This is a genomic window from Variovorax sp. OV084 (assembly GCF_900111625.1).
Taxonomy (GTDB): domain Bacteria; phylum Pseudomonadota; class Gammaproteobacteria; order Burkholderiales; family Burkholderiaceae_C; genus Variovorax.
In genome coordinates this window covers 41,343-61,691 of record NZ_FOII01000026.1, presented here as the reverse complement: position 1 = coordinate 61,691, position 20,349 = coordinate 41,343, and the positions used below count along the sequence as shown (strand labels likewise).

Genomic DNA, 20,349 nt, shown 5'->3' with positions numbered 1-20,349 from the left:
GACGATGGTCACGCCGTGCTTGACCACCGTCCTGTCGGCTTCCGACAGGGGGCAGTTGCCGCCCACGCCGCCCGGACCCTTGCCGGCCGCGATGTCGACGATCACCGAGCCGGGCTTCATGGCCTTGACCATGTCCTCGGTGATGAGCGTGGGCGCGGCGCGCCCCGGGATGAGCGCGGTGCTGATGACGATGTCGGCCAGCGCCACGCGCTTGGCCACCTCGACCTGCTGGCGCGCGAGCCAGCTGGGAGGCATGGGCTTGGCGTAGCCGCCCACGCCCACCGCGGCTTCTTTTTCTTCATCGGTGTCGTAGGAGACCTCGATGAACTTGCCGCCCAGCGACTCGATCTGCTCCTTGACGCTCGGGCGAACGTCGGAGGCCTCGATGACGGCCCCCAGGCGCTTGGCGGTGGCGATGGCCTGCAGACCGGCCACGCCCACGCCCAGGATGACCACGCGCGCGGCCTTCACGGTGCCGGCGGCGGTCATGAGCATCGGGAAGAAGCGCTGGTAGCGGTCGGCCGCCATGATCACGGCCTTGTAGCCCGCGATGTTGGCCTGCGAGCTGAGCACGTCCATGCTCTGGGCGCGCGTGGTGCGCGGCGCGGCCTCGAGGGCGAAGGCGGTGAGGCCGGCCGTGGCCAGGCGCTGCAGCCCGGCCGCATCGAAGGGGTTGAGCATGCCGATGACCACGGTGCCCGGCTTCATGCGCGCGGTTTCCGCATCGTCGGGCGAGCGCACCTTGAGCACCATGTCGGCCCCGAAGGCGCCGGCCATGTCGGTGATTTCAGCGCCGGCCGCCTGGTAGGCGGCGTCGGTCACGCTGGCTGCAACGCCGGCCCCCGACTGCACGCGAACCGCGTGCCCGGAGGCGACAAGTTTCTTCACCGTCTCGGGCGTAACGGCCACACGGGTTTCGCCGGCCGTCGTCTCTGTGGGGACACCTAACTTCATGATGCGTTCTGACTACTGGTAAAGGCTCGCTTAGAGTGACAGAACGCCAAACGCGCTCGATCAACGGGCCATCTTTTGAGCGCCACGGATCAAAGGATGGGAACATGAGCCAGCGAAACGAGCGCGCCCCGCGCTCCGGGGAGCGTCATGTCAGATAGCGGCGGCAAGGGCAGCAAAATCTAAGCTCAGCGTCCCGCGCTTCCTGAGTCTCAAGTAGGGTTTTGCGCGCGGCTATAGCGTGACGACAACCTTGCCAAAGTGCGATCCACTTTGCATGTGCTTGAACGCGGCGGCCGCGTCGGAGATGTCTCTGGTGCTGTCGATAACCGGTCGGATGTTGTTCGCAGCAATCGCCCTGTTCATAGCCTCGAAGCGCGCTCGCGAACCGACTGCGATTCCTTGCACCCGCACAACAGGGCCGATGAGTTGTCGTAGCTGGATGGTTGCGTTGTAGCCAGCTACAAAGCCCACCACCGCTACGAACCCGCCAAATGCAGTGGCGGTTAGTGATTGCGACAGGGTCGCGCCGCCCGTCTCAACGATGAGATCGGCACCTCTCCCGCCGGTGATCTCTTTCACCGCATGTTCCCACTCGGGAGTCGTCCTGTAGTTGATCCCGATATCAGCGCCAAGCAGTTTCATCTTCTCAAGCTTTGCATCGCTAGACGATGTCGCGATGACAGTCGCACCTGCAGCCTTGGCAAATTGAAGCGCGAACAAGGCAACGCCTCCGCTTCCCTGAACGAGAACGGTGTCGCCCGACTTCACATTGCCTTCGGCAAGTGCGGACCATGCGGTCAAGCCGGCTATGGGCAAGGTCGACGCCTCTTGGTCGGAAAGCAGGTCAGGAGCCCTGACCGCGTCGTCTGCCGGAACCACGATGTAGGTCTGCAGCACACCGTCCAGGGGCGCACCCAAAGTGCGAGAAGATCGCTGTTGCGGAGTGGGTAACCCGTCGTGCCACCCCTGGGTGTAGATCGGCGTCACCCGGTCCCCCACGGCGAACCGGTTGACCTCCTCACCAATCGCGACGACCGTGCCGCAGGCGTCCGACGCAGGCACGAAAGGCAGCGGCAAATTGGGAATATAGGTTCCCGTCAGCACCGCCAGATCACGATAGTTGAGACTGACGGCACGAACGCGGATCAGGATCTCGCCGCGCCTAGGTTGGGGCACAGGTCTCTCGGCCAGTTCAAGGGCGTCGAGCGAGAACCCTTTGGCTAGGAGAGCCGTCATGGTCGAAGGGATGCTGGTCATTGGTTATTTCAAGGCAATTACGAAGATGGAGAAAATGAGGACGAAGTGCGGGATTCGAGCTCATCGGAGCCGCAGAGTCGATGCGCCTTCGCCATGAGGCTAGGCTGACGTTGCGTCAGGCGAACGAGATATCACCAGCGGAGGCATCCCCCCGCCACATCAATCAGCCCCAGATTTGGTGGTACTCGTGACTGAGAATGGGATAGATGCGCTCGGTGAAATTCGGCAGGTCGGCGAGCAGCGTCTTTCCTTCTGGGCTCGCCAACGAAGCCACGAGCGCCGCTTCGGAGTCGAACCACAGTTCCGAAAAGCCGTCATAGCCGAATTCCGGAAAGCGTTCACGATCAACGAGATTCACCGAATACCGACGCATGTTGGGTAGCTTCTTGCACAGTTCGGCATGAACGTGGAACCAGTGCTGAACAAATTCTTCGTGTGACATGCTTGCCTTCTTGACTACGAGTCCGAGGCGTTTGACACAGTTGGGTTGCATTGAAAACTCCGGTGCTTGCCGATGTAGGGCATGCGAAAAATAGAACTGAGAGGACGCTCTGCAATCAGCGAATCACAAGACGTCAGCCCTCCGGTTCATGCCTACTTGCTCGATGCGTCACTCGAGGTCGGAATACTAGGCACAGCGGACGAATCCGAACATCAGTTTCTGGACAACAGAGACTTTCGGAATATCGAACTCAGTAGAAACCCTGCCCCGCTTGGTCGCAAGTTTTGGCGTGCCGATGCGTCCGGAGCCAACTCTCCTCCACACTTGCGCTCACCAAGGCAGTCGACAAAGTGGATGAGGTTGTGCACCGACCACAAACCGCGGTGGCCAATGGGACTTGGTGCCCCGCCCCCCTCCGCAGACCGCGGCAAGGTCCCAACGGCGTCAGGGTTTGCGTTGCCTCGACAGGCACGCTACTAGCTCGTCGCGATAAAAATTCGGCTCCCGCACCTTGCGCAGGCCCACGTTCAGCTCACGATGGGCCCAAGGCTCGGCTAAGGTAATCAACTTCACCCGGTCTTCGGCATCGTCGGATACCGCAGAGCGTGGCACAAGGCCGATTCCGGCACCACTGCCGACAAGCTTGCAAATGGCTTCGTAGCCTGCCAATTGAACGCGGAGATCCAATCTGCCACCGATGTCTCCGGCGTGTCGGACGAGAAATGTATGCAGTGCAGCGCCTTGCAAAAGGCTGATGAAGGGAAACTCAAGGCATTCGGAAAAGCGAACCGCGCGTTTCCTGCTCAGCGCGTGGCCGCGCGGAACTGCAAGGACGAGTTCGTCCACTCGATAGGGAAGGTACTCAAGAAGGGGGTGCTTCTCCTCCACGGCCATCACCCCCACGTCGGCCCTTCCCTCAACCAACGCCGCCACGATAGTCCCACTGTTTCTCTCTTCCAAGCTCACCCGCACCGAAGGATGCTCGTTGAAAAAATGGGCCAGATCATCTGGTAAGAATGAGTTAATGGCGTTGGTGTTCGCGAAGAGGATCACGCGGCCCGTGACACCCTGCGCAAACGGCGACAGGTCTGCGTGCATCTGCTCCAATTGCGCAAGCAAACGCCGTGCGTGCTCTGCCAGGACTACGCCGGCTGGCGTGGAACTGACACCTCTTGCGTTGCGCTGCAGCAGTCGCGTGCCCACCGCCTCCTCAAGCGTCCGGATTCGGGCGCTGACTGAGGATGGGGCCAAGTTGCAGCGAACCGCCCCGCGGGACAAATTTCCCTCATCCAGTACGGCCAAGAATACCCGTAGATCGACGAGGTCGTAGTGCATGCAGGCATTTTGCCACCCAGCGTTCGGCTGTGCCGAATGCTCGTTTCGGTAGATGTCGCTTGGGGCTTGAGGAGGTGAGCAATAGAGTGGAACCATGAAGATCAATCGAATCGAAGTGTTTGCACTCCGAGCACCTCCTCAGGAGCGCCCTCATTGGACCAGCCACTTCATCGTGCCTACCGCCAATGAGATTCTGGTAAGGCTCTATACCGATGAGGGAATCGATGGCTTCGGCCTCGCCACCAGTTACACCCCCATCGACCATGCGATCAAGGCCTTCAAAACGGGGATCGCCGATCAGATCCTTGGCGAGGACGCGCTGGCCCCGGAGCGGCTGTATCAAAAGCTTTTTCGACTGACGACAAGCAAGACCGCCAACGAGAAGGGATGGTCTCGCGAGGCGCTGGTCCGCATCAGCGCGGCCGTGGATATCGCCTGTTGGGACATCGTGGGCAAAGCCGCGAAGATGCCCTTGTTCCGGATTTTTGGTGGATACCGCGATGAAGTTCCCGCATACGTGACCTGTGGCTACTACCGGGATGGCAAGGATAACCAAGAACTGCGCGATGAAGTCTTGATGCTCAAGGAGCAGGGCCACACGGGCTTCAAGGTAAAGGCCGGTGGCCTGCCTCTGGGCGAAGACATCGAACGCATGGCTGTGATGCGACAGGCGATCGGTTCTGAAGCGCTTTTCATGGTCGACCCGAATCGTGCCTGGGATTTGGCAACGGCGATCGAAGGCGCCAGGTTGCTGGAGCCCTTGAATCCTCGATGGCTTGAAGAGCCAATTCGATGGGAGGATGACCGCAGGGGTCTTAAGTTGCTGGCTCAGAAGACTCGAATCCCGTTGTCTGGCGGAGAAAGCGAGGTCACCAGCTATGGCTGTCGCGCCATGCTGGAAGAACACGCAATCCAAATTCTGCAGTTCGACTGCACCATGATGGGTGGGTTCACCGAAGGCAGAAAGCTGGCAGGCCTGTGTGAGCTGAATCACGTGCAGGTAGCGCCTCACCATGATTGCTTTATTCACGCGCATATCGTCGCGGCTAGTCCCGCTGGCTACATCGTGGAGGCTTTCACCGATCCCGAACGCGACCCTCTACAGGCTGAGCTGTTCGAAGACGCGCCGAAAATTGTCAACGGCCGCCTCAAGCTCAAAGAGCAGCCTGGGCTGGGCCTCACCTTGTCGGAAAGCGCAATTCGGAAATTCGGCGAGCGGGTGATGTGATGGGCGCTTGCTTCGCAATCCATCCAATGCCGACCGTATTGGATGCTCGAACGGTCGATCAACTAAGTCGTTACGAGGCCTCCCAGCTGGCAGATTGCGTGGGAAAGCCGCAGGCAGCGGGGTCACATCTAGTTGGGCGACACGACGGAACACGGCTCGTCGGATGCGCGCTCACGGTCCGAACAAAGTCGGGGGACCACCTGATGGTTCAGAAGGCAATCGACCTGGCACGCCCGGGCGATGTCATCGTGGTCGATGGCGGAGGGTTCACTGAACAAGCCCTCGTTGGCGAGATCATGGTCACGCTGGCCACAAAGAGGGGTATCGCGGGCTTTGTGATCGATGGTGCAGTCCGGGATCTGCGGTTCCTGCGAGACCAATCATTGCCCGTCTACTCAACTGCCGTGTGTCTTCGCGGGCCCAGCCGCATTGGACCTGGTGAGATCAACGTATGCATCTCTGTCGCCGGTATGCAGGTGCGAGCCGGAGACATCGTCGTCGCAGATGCCGATGGGGTGGTAGCCATACCCCGGAACGACGTCCCCGCCGTTCTGCAGGCAGCCGAGGCGCTGAGCCGCAAGGAATCCGCGACGTTGCTAGCCGTCCAAAACGGTGATGTTGACCGCGAATGGATCGATGCAGCCTTGCACGCAGGGGGCTGCCACTTCATCTCCGGCAGCTGAATGGATCTGTCCGCAAGAGAAAATTGAAGGAGACCAAAATGAAGAGACTGTTGCAAACGATCGCCCTGGTGTGCATTGTTGGGGCACCCCTCACAGCCCTGGCGCAGTCAGCCCAGCCATACCCAAGCCGGCCGATCAAGATCGTCGTTCCGTTCCCACCTGGCGGGACCACAGACATCCTCGCGCGCATCGTTGGACAGCAGATGTCGACCGCGTGGGGTCAACCTGTCCTGATTGAGAACAAGGCCGGGGGAGGCGCGACGATCGGTGCTGACATGGTCGCCAAGTCGCCGGCGGATGGTTATACCCTGCTGATGGGCGCTGCACATCACACGATCGCACAGAACGTATATACAAAGCTACCGTATCACTTCGGTAGAGATTTCGCCCCCATTAGCGTGATCGCGATGGTTCCGAATGTGGTCGTCGTTAACGCCAACGTCCCTGCTCAGACAATTCAAGAGTTTGTTGCATTGGCAAAGTCGCAACCGGGCAAGTTGAACTATGGAACAGCCGGTGCCGGGACCGCACATCACATGCTGGGTGAGATGTTCAAACTGAAGACAGATGTTGATCTGGTTCACGTGCCCTACAAGGGAAGTGCACCGGCAGTGGCTGATCTCGTCGGGGGTCAGATTCAGGTGATGTTCGATACCGTCACCTCGGCGCTGCCTCAGATCAAAGCCGGAAAGACCCGTGCGCTGGCGGTGACCACTTCAGAACGATCCACCGCATTGAAAAATGTTCCCGCGCTAGCCGAAACGGTCATTCCGGGTTTCAACGCCGGGACTTGGTTTGGGCTCTTGGCTCCTTCCGGTACTCCGCCTGCAATCATTCAGAAGATCACCGAAGAGATCCAAAGAACGGTGAGATCTCCCGGTGTGCGTAAACAGTTGCTCGAGATGGGCGCCGAACCGGTTGGCGGCTCGTCGGAGGAGATGAATTTCCAGATCCAATCTGAACTCGCTACCTATGGCGCGGTGGCCAAGCAGATCAAGCTGCATGTTGAATAGCCTGAACCCATCCGCATCGAAGCCTAGCGGGCATCAACCGTGCGAAGCACGCATTCCGCATCGCTGCCTAGAACGGGACATGCGGAAGGACTATCGGCCAATGCACATTCAAGGTCGTCGCCTTCCCAGAACAGCTCACCTTCGCTGCGTAGCTCGAAGCCCTCACGTACACACACGCGACCTTAGTTCGACCCGAAATTTATGCTTCCCGACATAGATTCGCTCGCCCTCTTCGTCAAAGCGGCTGAACTTCGCAGCTTGACGCGAGCGGCGGAGTCCTCGCACATGGGGTTGGCCGCGGCCAGTCGCCGGATCTCCCTGCTGGAGCATCGTCTCAAGTGCTCATTGTTCGAACGCTCACCAAAGGGTGTCGAGCTGACCCCCGCAGGCGCGACTCTGTTGGTTCACGCGAAGGCGATGCTTCTCCAACTGAACCAGATGCAGGCAGATATGGATGACCATGGAGCTGGGCGGCGGGGTCACCTCCGGGTATGGGCGAACACTTCGACAATGACGGAGTTTGTGCCTGGCGATCTTGCGCGATTCGCGAAGCTCAATCCGGATGTGCTGTTGATCCTGGAAGAGCGCTGGAGCGCTCAAATCGTTGCCGCGCTCTTGGCTGGTGAAGCAGACGTTGGCATCATCGTGGAAGGGGTGGCAACTGACGGTCTCGAAGTCTTCCCCTATCGCACCGATCGGCTAGCGGTGATCGTTCCGCAGGATCACCCGCTTGCCTCGAACGAAGCAGTAGATTTCGTCGACGTGCTCGACTACGACCTGATTGCGCTCGAAAGCGGGTCATCAATGATGCGCTTGCTCGCTGAGCAGGCGGTCCACCTTGAAAAGGGATTGCGACTGCGCGTGCAAGTGCGGGGCTTCGAGGTTGTCTGCCGCGTGGTTCAGTCAGGATTGGGTGTAGGCCTACTTCCGTATCAGGCAGCTAGCGTCATGAGCCAAAGCATGGGTTTGACCGTTCGACCACTCACGGATGAATGGGCGGTCCGGCAAATGCTGACCTGCATTAAAAAGGACCGTCCGCGCTCGATCTCCCTCACGCGGCTGCTGGAGGTGCTTACCAATGCGAAGGTTTCGGCCGACCTAGCGAACACGCGACAAGCGCCGAGCACTGCCCAGGATTCGCTCGGCCTTCAGAATGACGGGGCGGTCCACCATTTTTCCGGCGATTGCGATCGCTGCGCCATGTGAGTTTGCGATGGCCTGAACCACCTCTTCAGCCCATTTGATGTCGTCGGGACTGGGCGCGAAACACCAATTCACTTCATCCAGCTGCGAGGGGTGGATACACAGCTTGCCTCCGAAGCCAATCCGTTTTGACCGCGCGGTGTCGGCGCTCAAGACCGCGATGTCACCGATTGCGGGCGTGACCCCATCCACAGGCGCCTGTATGCCCGCCAGACGCGACTCGAGAACCAGCCGTGAACGAAAGTATAGAAGTGCGTCGTCATCCCCGGTGAGACCCATGTCGACCTGAAAGTCCAAGGTACCGAACGCCAGGCGTTCGACACAACGGGTCGTTGCTAGCTCACTCGCTCGCTGAAAACCTACAGCGGTCTCGACGATCGGCAGAAGCCGCTTGCCATGAGTCGCGCAAGCCGAGACGAGTCCCGAATCCAGAACTTCAGCCTTTGGCACCATCAGCCCCAGGACGCCGGGATTCGTCAGAAGTTCCAAATCGTCCTCGTACCAGGCGGTCTCCACAGCGTTGATCCGCACGAAGACAGGTCTCGAAGGATTGAGCCAAGCACTGACGGCAGCGCGCGCGTGAACCTTGCGTTCGACACCGACGGCATCCTCGAGATCGAGGATAACCTCGTCGGCCGCGCTTGCCCAAGCCTTGTCAAAGCGATCAGGACGGTCGCCGGGCACAAAAAGGAAAGAGCGGGCCGCTGCGGCAGGTGGTGCGGTGGTTGGCGATAGTCTTGTTGTCATCGCCGGATGATTTCATGACGCGCACTGGCGCGGAATTCCACTTTCGCGAAGACCGGCTTCGAATTCTGCAAGCACGGGTTACTCCGAACCTCGATTCTTGGCAAGTCCCGCTTGCCCAAATCCCGATGGCCGAGCGTCCGCCCCCTTCGCAGAATGCGATCACCAAGCGGTGCACGCTGCGCGCCGCTTGTATCGACGAAAGGCTCTTCAGCATGACGCGTCCCCTGGATGGAATAACCGTTATCTCGCTAGAACACGCAATCGCTGCGCCCTATTGCACGCGGCAATTGGCAGACCTCGGCGCCCGTGTGATCAAGATCGAGCGCCCTGGCGTCGGCGATTTCGCACGTGCTTATGACCAGCGCGTTGATGGAGAAGCTTCACATTTCGTTTGGGTGAATCGGTCCAAGGAGAGCTTGACACTCGATCTGAAGCAACCAACAGCGCTCGCGATCCTTCTGGAGCTCATCGCCGGCGCCGACGTTCTGATTCAGAACCTTGCGCCAGGGGCTGCCGCACGAATGGGACTCGGCGGTGAAGCTCTGCAGGCGCGGCATCCGGCGCTTATCGTCTGCGACATTTCGGGCTATGGGGCAGACGGCCCCTACAGGGACAAGAAGGCATATGACTTGTTGATCCAGAGTGAGGCGGGGTTTCTCTCGGTCACTGGAACGCCGGAAGCACCCTGCAAATCTGGGAACTCGATCGCGGATATTGCCGCAGGCATGTACGCCTACACCGCGATCCTCGCCGCTCTCCTGCAGCGCGGCAAAACAGGGAAGGGATCGCATATTGACGTATCAATGCTGGAATCCCTGGCCGAATGGATGGGGTTCCCGATGTACTACGCATACGACGGAGCCACCCCTCCCCCACGGAGCGCGGCCTCTCACGCCACTATCTATCCATACGGCCCGTTTCCCGTTGGGGATGGCGGCACGGTGATGCTTGGCCTCCAGAACGAGCGCGAGTGGCGGGTGTTCTGCGAACGGGTGCTTTTGTCAACCGCCCTCGCGAGCGATGCTCGCTTCGACGCAAATGCAAAGCGAAATAGCAACCGCGAGACGCTCCGGTCGATGATCGTGGAGGTCTTTAGCGCTTTGAACACTTCGGAGGTCCTCGAGCGCCTCGATGCCGCACAAATCGCCAACGCACGCATGAACGACATGGCCGGCTTGTGGGCTCACCCGCAACTCGCAGCTCGCGATCGTTGGCGTGACGTTGGCTCACCCGCAGGTCCGATACCTGCCTTGCTGCCACCCGGCAGGCAAAGTGCTTTTGAGTACTGCATGGGCGCGGTGCCCGCGATTGGAGAGCACACGGAGGCGATATTGAAGTCACTTGGTCGAAGCGCCAATGACATCGCAGCGCTGCGTGTCGCAGAAGCAATCTAAGTGGCCTCACGAGTTCCGCCACCAACTGCGTCCTCGGCACCTTCTCCACGCGACCGCGTTCCACTGCGCAAGAATTTTCAGATGGGTCACCCCGGGCGTACCAGTCCAACACAGGGATTCCGATGGACGAACGACAATTAAAATACTTTCTGGTGACCTCGGAGATGGGATCGGTAACCAGTGCGGCGGACAAGCTCGATATTGCTCAGCCCTCCCTAAGCCAGATGCTGCTGCGACTGGAAGAGGAGCTTGGCACAAAGCTGTTCATGCGAACGTCGCGTGGCGTGGTCATGACAGAGACAGGTCAAGTGTTCCGCGAACATGCCTTGAAAATTCTCTCAGACATGCGGCGCGTCCGTGACGAGATCAGGCTTGAGGACACCTTTGAGCGCTGCGAGGTGACGGTTGGGCTTCCGAGTTCATTGGCCACCCTCATCGGATCACGTCTCGTGAGTGAGTTTCAGAGAGTTGCTCCGGGAGCCAAGCTGACACTCGTGGAAGCAATGTCTGGGCACATCCGTGAATGGTTGACTCGGGGCGAGCTCGATGTAGGAGCGCTCTATAGCGCGCAGGATTGCTGTCATCTCTCTTTGCAGCAGATAGCTGTAGAGGAGCTGTTTCTCGTTGGAGAGTCCGGTGCCTTTGGTGATGTTGACAACGACGGTCTGGCAATTGATTCCATCGATATTCTCGAGCTGAATCGCTTTCCTTTGATACTTCCAACAGCCCATCATGGGTTAAGACGGCTCGTGGATCAAAAGATCAAGCGTCTGGAAGGAAAAATCAACGTTCGCTTCGAGATCGACTCCCTGACACTGATTAAATCACTCGTCCGGGATGGACATGGGTATTCCATGTTGGCCCACGCCGCCATTTCTGAAGAGCTCAAGCGAGGGCAAATGTCGGCGGCGCGGATTGTGAAGCCGATTTTTCGGAGGGGGGTATTTGTGGCAAGAAACCCCTTGCAGGTCGTGACAAGGGCATCTGTGAAGATGGCGGAGGCTATAACCAACGTTTCCTGGAAGCTCATTCAGGACGGTGAATGGCTGGCCACTCGGGTCAAACCCCCAGCATCTGAGCCATTTATCCAGGAGACAGAGCCTGCCCGGCTCTAGTCGGCTGATGCTCAAGCGCTCCGGGGAAAAAACCAAAGGCGACACGCTCTGTGGAGGTCCTTGGGGCACTCGCTGCTAACGAGCGCAGTGTCGATCCGTGCTTCGCCCAGGAGCATTGCTGCACATTGCACGACGGTTGGGCGCGTCAATTTGCACAGTAGCCGTGGGGGACGGACCGCGGCGAAAGGCGGAATGTGGTCGAGGTTGTGTCAAGCATCGCGATCAAGCCGGTCATCGCGTCCGTGATCCATTGCGGTGAGGCCGCGGACAGGCGGCCTTCAACGGCGTTCTTTGGGTTCCCTCCATCGTTGGTGGAGGGGCCTGTCTCACTTCCGATCAAACCAGACGGTCTGCGCGTTCATGAATTCCTGAACGCCGAAATGCGAAAGCTCTCGACCGTAACCGCTCTTCTTCACGCCGCCGATCGGAACTCGAGGGTCGGAAGCCGAGAAGCCGTTGACGAAGAGTCCGCCAGTCTCGACGCGCCGTGCCAGGTCTCTGGCAAGTCCCTTGTTCCGTGTCCAGATCGCGCCACTGAGACCAAACTCGCTATTGTTGGCAAGGTCGATTGCTTCGTCGACTCCCTTAGCCACGATCAGCGATGCAGCCGGACCAAACGTCTCTTGGTCGAACGTTGCCATGCCGGGCTTGACGTTTCCGAGCACGGTGGGGGCATAGAAGTTTCCATCGCCTGGGATCTTCGATGCACCGAGGAGAACCCGCGCCCCTGCTTCGACGCTTCGCTGCACCTGGGTATCCAGTTCGTCACGCAGATCGTGGCGCGCCATGGGGCCGATGTAGGTATCCTCGCTCTGCGGATCACCGACGCGAAGCGCCGCCACGGCTTGAACAAAACGCTCGGTGAACTCCTCAGCGATCGGAGCGTCAAGGATGATTCGTTTGGCGGCGATGCAGATCTGACCGCTATTCTGGAAGCGGCCCACTACGGCCGCTTTGACAGCCTCTTCGAGATCGGCATCGGCGAGCACGATAAAGGGATCCGACCCTCCAAGCTCGAGCACGGTCTTCTTCAGCGCCGCTCCGGCCTGTGAAGCGATAGCGGAGCCCGCACGCACGCTGCCCGTCACGGCAACGGCAGCGATGCGATTGTCTACGATCGCCTTGGAGACCAAATCGTTGGTGATATTGACGACGGAGAACGCGCCCTTCGGGAGCCCCGCCTCGAGCCAGGCCGCCTCTGTGAGATAAGCGCAGCCCATCACATTCGGCGCGTGTTTGAGCACGTAGGCGTTGCCGCCAAGCAAGATGGGTACGGCCCCCCGCAGGATCTGCCAGTACGGAAAGTTCCACGGCATGATGGCAAGCACGGGGCCAAGCGGCAAGAAAGACACGTAGGCCTGTTCACCGACACTGGTCGGCTTGTCGGCGAGAAGGTCAGCGCCGTTCTCCGCATACCAGTCGCACAGGATCGCGCATTTTTCCACCTCTGCACGCGCCTGCACGATGGGTTTGCCCATCTCTTTCGTCGCCATCATGCCCAAGGCCTCAACATCGCGGCGCAAGATTTCCGCCATGCGCCTCAGTACCCCCAATCGCGCCGAAACGGCCATGCTCGACCACGTTTTGTAGCCCTGAGCCACTGTGGTCAATGAGCGTTCAAGGCTTGTCGCCGACTCATAAGGGTATTTCGCGAACACCTCGCCATTCGCAGGATTGGTAGACAGCGCGGTGTCGGTTTGCAGGACCACTTGATTCACTTGGCTTCCTTTGAGAGTTTCGAGTTCGCTGCGGTGTCGAGAAGGCTCACCGGAGGGAACGCGCAAAGCCATGAATGCTAGGGATCGATCGTTTGCCCGAATATCAGTTTCTCGACAACATTGGCTTTCAGATCATCGAAGTCAGGGAAAACCCAGGGGCCTAGGGCACTTGGCCTATCTTCGGTTCAAACAAGGGAGGCTTGACGAACTTCAACTTCCAGCGCTTCCCACCCTGAGGCAGGATGGTGAGAGCAAAGGAGCAAACGCAACCCATGAACCATAGCTCGCCATCGGAGGGACTCGTCCACATAGAAGGCTATGGTGCTGCACGCCCGTTCCGCGGTGCGCGCGTAGAGCGTACCGACGTCTCGCGCACTGCTGTTCGGTTTCGAAAAGCCGAAGGAGGGGGAGCGTCGAAGGTCTTGCCAAACTTGCGCGAAGCGATTCGAGCTGCCGGGCTGAAGAGCGGGGATACGATCTCGTTCCATCATCACCTTCGAAACGGCGACGCGGTCCTCAATATCGTGATCGCCGAGGCCGCGGCAATGGGACTGCGCGATCTCACCGTGGCTGCAAGTTCGCTGTTCGCGGTCCATGCGCCACTGGTGGACCACATTCAGCGAGGCATCGTCTCGCGCATCTACACGGCGTACATGACCGGACCGGTCGCTGATGCAATCTCGAGCGGGATTCTTCGCACGCCAGTTGTCATGCAAACCCATGGGGGGCGCGCCCGCGCCATCGAGTCGGGCGAGTTGCACATCGATGTGGCATTCATCGCGGCCCCAGCAGCCGATGACTACGGCAATCTCAGTGGAACCCAAGGAAGAGCGGCATGTGGTCCATTGGGCTATGCGGTCGTCGACGCGCAATACGCAAGCTGCGTGATTGCGGTGACCGATCAGCTCGTTGCATATCCATGCGGTTCGATTGACATAACCCAGGAGTTCGTCGACTTTGTGGTCGACGTGGACTCCATTGGGGATCCCAACGGAATTCTTTCGGGTACGACGCGTCCGACGACGGACCCGGTCGGCCTGGAGATCGCGAGGCAAGCCTCATCAGTCATCGAAGCATCGGGCTACCTGGTGGACGACTTCTCGTTCCAAACAGGGGCAGGCGGGGTCTCCCTGGCTGTCGCCGCTGAGGTGGGAAAGTCTATGCGCCGGCGTGGTGTGCGAGGAAGCTTCGCTGCGGGCGGAGTAACAGGCTATCTCGTGGACATGCTGGAACAAGGCCTGTTCCGAAACCTTTTCGATGTGCAGTGCTTTGACCTGAAGGCCGTTCAGTCGTACCGGGACGATAGCCGGCATCTGGCAATGTCGGCGTCGATGTATGCGAACCCCAACAATCGAGGCGCCGTTGCCAATCGGCTGGATGCGATGATCCTCGGGGCAGCGGAGATCGACCGGAACTTCAACGTGAACGTGACGACCGGGAGCTCAGGGAATATATTGGGTGGGTCAGGAGGGCATGCGGACACGGCAGCAGGCTCCAAACTGTCGATCGTTACGACCCGCCTGACCGCTCGGGGCGGTCCCAAGGTGGTCCAAAAGGTGCGATGTATTACGACACCCGGGGAGACCGTTGACGTCGTTGTGACCGAATTCGGTATTGCCGTCAACCCACGGCGCGGTGAACTCGAGCATCGCCTCCGCGGTGCGGGGCTCATGCTGAAGTCGATCGATACCTTGTGCGCAGAGGCCGCCCGCTTGGCACCGGTGGTGCCGTCTGCACCTGCAGACGGGCGAATCGTTGGCGTCGTTGAGTATCGCGACGGCACCGTGATAGACGTCTTGCGGATGGTGGCGTGAGACGCTTCATCGAGACAACTACACGGACTGTGCCGGTGCCGCGACATTTCTACAAGGTCAGGATGGTGCAGCCCGTGGTTTTGCGGGCTTCCAGGTCGCGGTGCGCCTGCTGCACGTCGGTCAAGGCATAGCGCTGGCCGATCGGGATTTTGACGGCGCCGCTCTGCACCACTTCAAACAAATCATCGGCCATAGCTTGCACGTTCTCACGGCCAGAGGCATGCGAGAACAAGGTCGGCCGGGTCACGTAGTACGAACCTTTTGCCAACATTCCGAGATTGAAGGCCGGCACCGGACCTGAGCCGTTGCCGAAGACGGCGAGCAGGCCGAAGGGCTGCAGGCAGGCCAGCGAGCCTTCAAAGGTGTCTTTGCCGACGGAGTCATAGGCCACCCTCACGCCCTTTCCACCGGTGATCTCTTTCACGCGCTCAGCGAAGTTCTCATTGCCGTAGTTGATGGCATGCGCGGCGCCATGCGCAAGAGCTGTCTGGCACTTGGCATCGCTGCCAGCGGTGCCGATGAGCTGGAGACCCATAGCCTTGGCCCATTGGCATGCGATCAGACCTACGCCACCTGCGGCAGCATGGAACAGGACAAAGTCGCCGGGCTGCAGGCCTCCGACGGGTAATGTCTTCTTCAGCAGGTACTGCGCTGTGAGACCCTTAAGCATCATCGCAGCGCCGGTCTCGAACGAGATCGCGTCCGGCAGCTTGCAAACGAGCTTGGCCGGCATCACGCGCGCTTCGCAGTACGCGCCGGGCGGCTGGCTCGCATACGCGGCGCGGTCGCCGGCCTGGAGGTGAGAGACGCCCTCCCCCACCGCCTCGACGATTCCGGACGCTTCCATGCCGAGTTGCAATGGCATGGGGAATTGGTAGAGCCCACTGCGCTGGTAGGTGTCAAGGAAGTTGAGGCCCACTGCATGGTGGCGGATGCGTATTTCGTCGGGCCCCGGATCGCCGACTTCGACCTCGACGATCTTCAGTTCCTCGGGACCGCCATTGCGGTCGATGCGGACGGCTTTGCTCATGGGTCTTGGTTCCTTGTGCTTAGTTGGGGATCGGCCAGACGCAAAGCGTCGAAGCTGTCACGGGCCGAGGTGACCTCATACCCTGCGCGCGAGGATCAGAGTTTGGACTCAAGCTCCGGTATCGCCTCAAACAGGTTGGCCACCAGCCCATAGTCGGCGACCTGGAAGATGGGTGCATCCGGATCACTGTTGATGGCAACAATCACCTTAGAGTCCCTCATTCCTGCTAGATGCTGGATAGCACCGGAGATACCGACAGCAATGTAGAGCTGTGGAGCGACAATCTTGCCGGTTTGGCCCACCTGTAAATCGTTCGGAGCAAAGCCACTGTCCACTGCAGCGCGCGAAGCCCCTACCGCCGCACCCATTTTGTCAGCCAGTCCTTCGACAAGCGCAAAGTTCGCTTCAGACCCAAGGCCACGCCCGCCAGACACAACGATATTGGCCGAGGTGAGTTCTGGACGATCCGAAGTCGCCACCTTGTCCTCCACCCAAACAGAGAGCGCGACACCGGTGGCGCCAGATACCGCTTGGAGCGAAGCCGCGCCGCCTGCTTGAACTGGAGCGAATCCGGCGGTGCGTACCGTGAAGACCTTTGGCGCATTGCCAGCGGCAACAACGGTCTGAATGGCATTCCCCGCGTAGATGGGGCGTTCGAAAGTCGAACCATCAATGACACTGATCACATCGGAAATCACCATCACGTCCAAGAGCGCAGCCACGCGCGGCAGCACGCTCTTGCAGAAGGCCGTGGATGCGCCGCAGATGTGCGAATACCCACTGGACAGTGAGACGACCAGCGCCGCAGTCGCTTCCGCCATGCCGTGGGCATAGGCAGGATTGGCCGCGATCAGCACATTGGCAACACCTGTGAGTCCCGATGCTTCGGCCGCGGCAGCCTCGCAGTCATCGCCTGCAATCAGAATATGCACCTCGCCCAACCCCTTGATCGCGGTAATTGTCTTGGCGAGGGAGTCGGTCGCCAGAGAACTGCGATTGACGTCAGCAATAACAAGAACGGTCATCTCAGAGCACGCCTTCTGATTTCAACTTCATGATCAATTCGTCAACGGATGCCACTTTGAGGCCCGGTTTGCGACCTTGCGGCTCGGCCGTCCTCACGACCGCCAAGCGTGGCGTCACATCGACGCCATAGTCGGCCGGCGTCCTGATCGCCAGCTCCTTCGATTTGGCCTTCATCACGTTCGATAGTGAGGCATAACGCGGCTCGTTCAGCCGAAGATCGGCCGTGATGATGGCGGGGAGATTGACGTTGACGATCTGCAGGCCTCCATCCACCTCACGGGTGACCTTGGCGTTGGTCCCTTCGATCGAAATTCTTGATGCGAAGGTTGCTTGCGCCCAACCGAGCAAAGCCGCAAGCATTTGACCGGTGGCGTTCATGTCGTTATCGATTGCCTGCTTACCGGTCAACACAAGGCCTGGCTGCTCCTCCCGAACTACACATGCGAGAAGCTTGGCGACGGCCAGCGGCTCAATGTCGGTATGCACATCCGAAGCAGCTTCGATCAGGATTGCACGGTCCGCTCCCATAGCGAGTGCCGTTCGCAACGTGTCCTGTGCCTTCTTCACGCCAATGGAGACAACCACGATCTCCGTGGCCCACCCGCTTTCCTTCAGTCGGACTGCTTCTTCCACCGCAATCTCGTCGAAGGGATTCATCGACATCTTCACGTTGGCCAGGTCTACGCCAGAGCCGTCTTGTTTGACGCGGACCTTCACGTTGAAGTCGGCCACCCGCTTCACGGGAACAAGTATCTTCATTTTTCAGGACCTAATGATCTATTCCCCTGCCGGCGCTTTTCTATGAGTAGAAAAATCCCTGATTTGGCAGGACATCCGCTCGGCGTACTAGCGAGAACTTGCGATACGCTTTTGGAGTGCATCGAGCAAAACGGCTGCAAGAATGATTGCACCAGTGGCGAACTCCTGCCAAAAAATGTCGATCCTTGCCAAGTTCAAGAAATTGCGCGTCAAGGCAATCACGATCACCCCGATGATCACCCGCAGGATATTTCCCTGACCGCCGGCCAAGCTAACGCCCCCGATGACCACCGCCGCGATAACCTCGAACTCGAGACCTCGCGCCGTGTCGGCTTGAATAGAGCCAATCCGTGCAAGCAGGACGAGGCTGGCGAAAGACGCGGTCAAGCCACAAATCATCAAACAGAAGATCTTGATCTTGTTGACGTTGATGCCCGAAAGGATCGCAACATTTCGGTTGGAGCCGATCGCATAGACCTTCTTGCCAAATGCTGTATGGTTCAGCAGCACATAACCGGCCAAAATAGTAAGAATCGCGATAATAAAAGGCAGCGGAACACCGAGCGGGCGAGCCAAACCAATTACTCGGAAGGCATCGGGAACCCCGGACACTACTTGACCCTCTGTCACCACGAAGGCAAGGCTGCGCGCAATCATCATCGTTCCCAAGGTGGTGATAAACGAAGGGATGCCGAATCGAGTGACCACGAATCCCGCAAACAACCCAAATGCCGGGCCGATCAGAAGAGCGAGGACCACCGTCAGAAAGATGCCGAGTTGTGGCATCAAAGTGCCTGCGATCGATGCGGTGAGTGCGACCACAGCGCCGACGCTGATGTCAAATTCTCCGTTAATCATGCAGATTGCCATGCCGGCCGCGACGATCATCGCGGGAGCCATTTGGGCCATGAGATTCTGAAAATTTACGATCGTTGCAAAGCGCGGTGAAATGAAAGACATCACGGCAACGAGAATAAACAAAACTGCAAGCGACTGGATAAAGCCATAAGAGGACCGAAGCCGCTCTTGCAGATTCGACGTCGTATGCAAGGTGGTAACTGTATTGACTGCGCTGGTATTCATGGTACTGCTTTCCCGCTCACCGAGGATTGAAGAATTCTGTTGTGCTCAAGTCTTTCGCCTTTGAATTCGTCGACGATTGAGCCTCGAAACATCACAAATGCTCTGTCGCACAACTGCTCGATATCCTGGATCTCCGTCGTAAAAATGGCGACTCCCACTCCCTCTGCGGCGATCTGCTCAATGATCTTCCGAATTTCATCTTTCGACCCGACATCGATGCCTACGGTCGGGTCATCCAGCATGAAAACTTTAGGTTTTGTCGCGAGCCATTTCGCAATCAAAACCTTTTGCTGATTTCCGCCGCTAAGTGTCTTGATCGGAACGCCCGCATTGGGTGCCGAGACTCGCAACTTCCTGATAGATTTTTCGCCAAGCGTATTGAGCTTGGATCTCGACAGCAACCCGACACCATTTCCGAACTCCTTGAGGACCGGAAGTGTGATGTTTTCGGTCAGTGAAAACTCCGGAAGAATACCCTCCCTGAGACGATCATTGGTGAGAAGTGCCATCCCTTCTTTCAAGGATATTCCGGGGCTTCTAGACGTATGCTGCTTTCCCTCGATAGTGATTGAGCCGCTGCTTGGCTTGAATTTATTGACACCGAACAGAGTTTTCGCAAGTTCGGTCAGACCGGAACCGGTGAGGCCGGTAAAGCCCAGAATCTCCCCCTTGTGGAGATCGAAATTGATGTCATTCAGCAGGCCAGGCACTTGCAGCCCCTTCACCGACATCAAGACTTCTTTCCTCTCCGCAACATGCCGGGCACTGCGGGCTGCCGTCTTGACGAGCTCGTGACCGAGCATCTGAGTTACCACCTCCTCTACGGTGGTCTCATCCTTGCTGAAGAGGGCAACTGTGTGCCCATCGCGCATCACACTGATCTGGTCGCAGATCCTGAAAATCTCCGACAAATAATGAGATACGAAGACGATCGTTACCCCGTGCTGCGCAAGACCCGCAAGCAGATTCAAAACGACATCAACTTCCATCGCTGTCAGCGACGACGTCGGTTCATCCAGCAGGAGAATGCTTGGATTCCATGTCATCGCTTTCACGATCTGGATCATCTTCTTTAGATCATTAGGAAGACGGCCAACCTGCATGCTGGCGTTGACTTCGATCTTGTATTGATCGATTAATTTTTGCGCCTTGCGGTTCATCTCCCTCGCAGTCAGAGTTCCCAACGGGCCGACGGGCTCGTTGTTCAGGAAAATATTCTCCGCAACAGACATGGTTTCCACCAGATTGATGTCTTGGTGGACCGTAACTACGCCTTGATGAAGGGCTTCAAACGCGGTGTTGGGCTCGTAGGGTTTTCCGTTTAAAAGGATGCACCCTGGCTCGTCGGGTTTATGGACGCCGGCAAGAATTTTCAAAATCGTACTCTTGCCCGCGCCATTTTCACCGACGAGTCCCACCACCTGCCCTTTTTGAAGGGATAGATTTCCGGCCTTAAGGGCGCGTATGCTTCCAAATGTTTTCTTTACGTCCTTACAGACAAGTACCGGTTCGCCCATACAGTTCTCCAAAGAATAATGACCTCGTGGA

The 20,349-nt window shown here is 58.6% G+C and carries 18 protein-coding genes; 7 read left to right on the top strand and 11 right to left on the bottom strand.

What is annotated here, in order from left to right; translation table 11 throughout:
• The 4 genes from BMW87_RS31965 to BMW87_RS31950 form a co-directional block, all read right to left on the bottom strand.
• Nucleotides 1-954: NAD(P) transhydrogenase subunit alpha (locus BMW87_RS31965; RefSeq protein WP_093082039.1), on the bottom strand; the 954-nt coding region annotated here is incomplete at its 3' end.
• Between the two features lie 231 nt (nt 955-1,185).
• Nucleotides 1,186-2,211, bottom strand: a complete 1,026-nt coding sequence (locus tag BMW87_RS31960; RefSeq protein ID WP_256216995.1) for a zinc-dependent alcohol dehydrogenase family protein — start codon at nt 2,209-2,211, stop codon at nt 1,186-1,188.
• 163 nt (nt 2,212-2,374) lie between these two features.
• A complete protein-coding gene (locus BMW87_RS31955) occupies nt 2,375-2,704 on the bottom strand; it encodes an EthD family reductase (RefSeq protein WP_093082028.1) in 330 nt (109 codons plus the stop codon).
• A 393-nt stretch (nt 2,705-3,097) separates the two neighbouring features.
• Nucleotides 3,098-3,988 carry a LysR family transcriptional regulator gene (locus tag BMW87_RS31950; protein ID WP_093082025.1) on the bottom strand — a complete coding sequence of 297 codons (891 nt, stop codon included), beginning with the start codon at nt 3,986-3,988 and terminating at the stop codon, nt 3,098-3,100.
• Nucleotides 3,989-4,082: 94 nt separating this feature from the next.
• Between BMW87_RS31950 and BMW87_RS31945 the strand changes: the two genes are divergently transcribed.
• From BMW87_RS31945 to BMW87_RS31930, 4 genes are all read left to right on the top strand, one after another.
• On the top strand, nt 4,083-5,216 hold the full coding sequence (locus tag BMW87_RS31945; protein WP_093082023.1) for a mandelate racemase/muconate lactonizing enzyme family protein: 1,134 nt from the start codon (nt 4,083-4,085) through the stop codon (nt 5,214-5,216).
• On the top strand, nt 5,216-5,899 hold the full coding sequence (locus BMW87_RS31940) for an RraA family protein (RefSeq protein ID WP_093082020.1): 684 nt from the start codon (nt 5,216-5,218) through the stop codon (nt 5,897-5,899). Before BMW87_RS31945 ends, BMW87_RS31940 begins: the two co-directional genes overlap by 1 nt.
• Nucleotides 5,900-5,937: 38 nt before the next feature.
• Complete coding sequence (locus tag BMW87_RS31935) at nt 5,938-6,912, top strand: tripartite tricarboxylate transporter substrate binding protein (RefSeq protein WP_093082018.1); 975 nt, start codon at nt 5,938-5,940, stop codon at nt 6,910-6,912.
• Between the two features lie 201 nt (nt 6,913-7,113).
• Nucleotides 7,114-8,118, top strand: a complete 1,005-nt coding sequence (locus tag BMW87_RS31930) for a LysR family transcriptional regulator (RefSeq protein WP_093082015.1) — start codon at nt 7,114-7,116, stop codon at nt 8,116-8,118.
• On the opposite strand, the gene BMW87_RS31925 is transcribed toward BMW87_RS31930, so the two are convergent.
• Nucleotides 8,011-8,862, bottom strand: a complete 852-nt coding sequence (locus tag BMW87_RS31925) for an HpcH/HpaI aldolase/citrate lyase family protein (protein ID WP_093082013.1) — start codon at nt 8,860-8,862, stop codon at nt 8,011-8,013. The genes BMW87_RS31930 and BMW87_RS31925 overlap by 108 nt on opposite strands.
• A gap of 212 nt (nt 8,863-9,074) precedes the next feature.
• Here BMW87_RS31925 and BMW87_RS31920 point away from each other — a divergent pair, with 212 nt between their 5' ends.
• Nucleotides 9,075-10,256: a CaiB/BaiF CoA transferase family protein gene (locus BMW87_RS31920; RefSeq protein WP_093082033.1), complete on the top strand. Its 1,182-nt coding sequence runs from the start codon at nt 9,075-9,077 to the stop codon at nt 10,254-10,256.
• A gap of 122 nt (nt 10,257-10,378) precedes the next feature.
• Nucleotides 10,379-11,371: a LysR substrate-binding domain-containing protein gene (locus BMW87_RS31915; RefSeq protein ID WP_093082010.1), complete on the top strand. Its 993-nt coding sequence runs from the start codon at nt 10,379-10,381 to the stop codon at nt 11,369-11,371.
• A gap of 326 nt (nt 11,372-11,697) precedes the next feature.
• On the opposite strand, the gene BMW87_RS31910 is transcribed toward BMW87_RS31915, so the two are convergent.
• Nucleotides 11,698-13,089, bottom strand: a complete 1,392-nt coding sequence (locus tag BMW87_RS31910) for an NAD-dependent succinate-semialdehyde dehydrogenase (RefSeq protein WP_256216994.1) — start codon at nt 13,087-13,089, stop codon at nt 11,698-11,700.
• 272 nt (nt 13,090-13,361) lie between these two features.
• On the opposite strand from BMW87_RS31910, the gene citF reads away from it, so the two are divergent.
• Entirely contained in the window at nt 13,362-14,903 is a 1,542-nt protein-coding gene (citF, locus tag BMW87_RS31905; protein WP_093082005.1) for a citrate lyase subunit alpha, read from the top strand.
• Nucleotides 14,904-14,952: 49 nt separating this feature from the next.
• Here the strand turns inward: citF and BMW87_RS31900 are convergent, their stop codons facing one another.
• The 5 genes from BMW87_RS31900 to BMW87_RS31880 all read right to left on the bottom strand — a co-directional run bounded on the left by BMW87_RS31900 (nt 14,953) and on the right by BMW87_RS31880 (nt 20,318).
• On the bottom strand, nt 14,953-15,933 hold the full coding sequence (locus BMW87_RS31900; RefSeq protein WP_093082002.1) for a quinone oxidoreductase family protein: 981 nt from the start codon (nt 15,931-15,933) through the stop codon (nt 14,953-14,955).
• Nucleotides 15,934-16,028: 95 nt separating this feature from the next.
• Nucleotides 16,029-16,958: an electron transfer flavoprotein subunit alpha/FixB family protein gene (locus BMW87_RS31895; protein WP_093081999.1), complete on the bottom strand. Its 930-nt coding sequence runs from the start codon at nt 16,956-16,958 to the stop codon at nt 16,029-16,031.
• 1 nt (nt 16,959) lies between these two features.
• The gene (locus tag BMW87_RS31890; protein WP_093081996.1) at nt 16,960-17,718 is read right to left on the bottom strand and encodes an electron transfer flavoprotein subunit beta/FixA family protein; all 759 of its coding nucleotides are present in this window, start codon (nt 17,716-17,718) and stop codon (nt 16,960-16,962) included.
• Nucleotides 17,719-17,805: 87 nt separating this feature from the next.
• Nucleotides 17,806-18,801, bottom strand: coding sequence for an ABC transporter permease (locus BMW87_RS31885; RefSeq protein ID WP_093081993.1), 996 nt, complete (start codon nt 18,799-18,801; stop codon nt 17,806-17,808).
• Nucleotides 18,798-20,318: a sugar ABC transporter ATP-binding protein gene (locus BMW87_RS31880; protein WP_093081991.1), complete on the bottom strand. Its 1,521-nt coding sequence runs from the start codon at nt 20,316-20,318 to the stop codon at nt 18,798-18,800. Before BMW87_RS31880 ends, BMW87_RS31885 begins: the two co-directional genes overlap by 4 nt.
• Nucleotides 20,319-20,349: the final 31 nt, after the last annotated feature.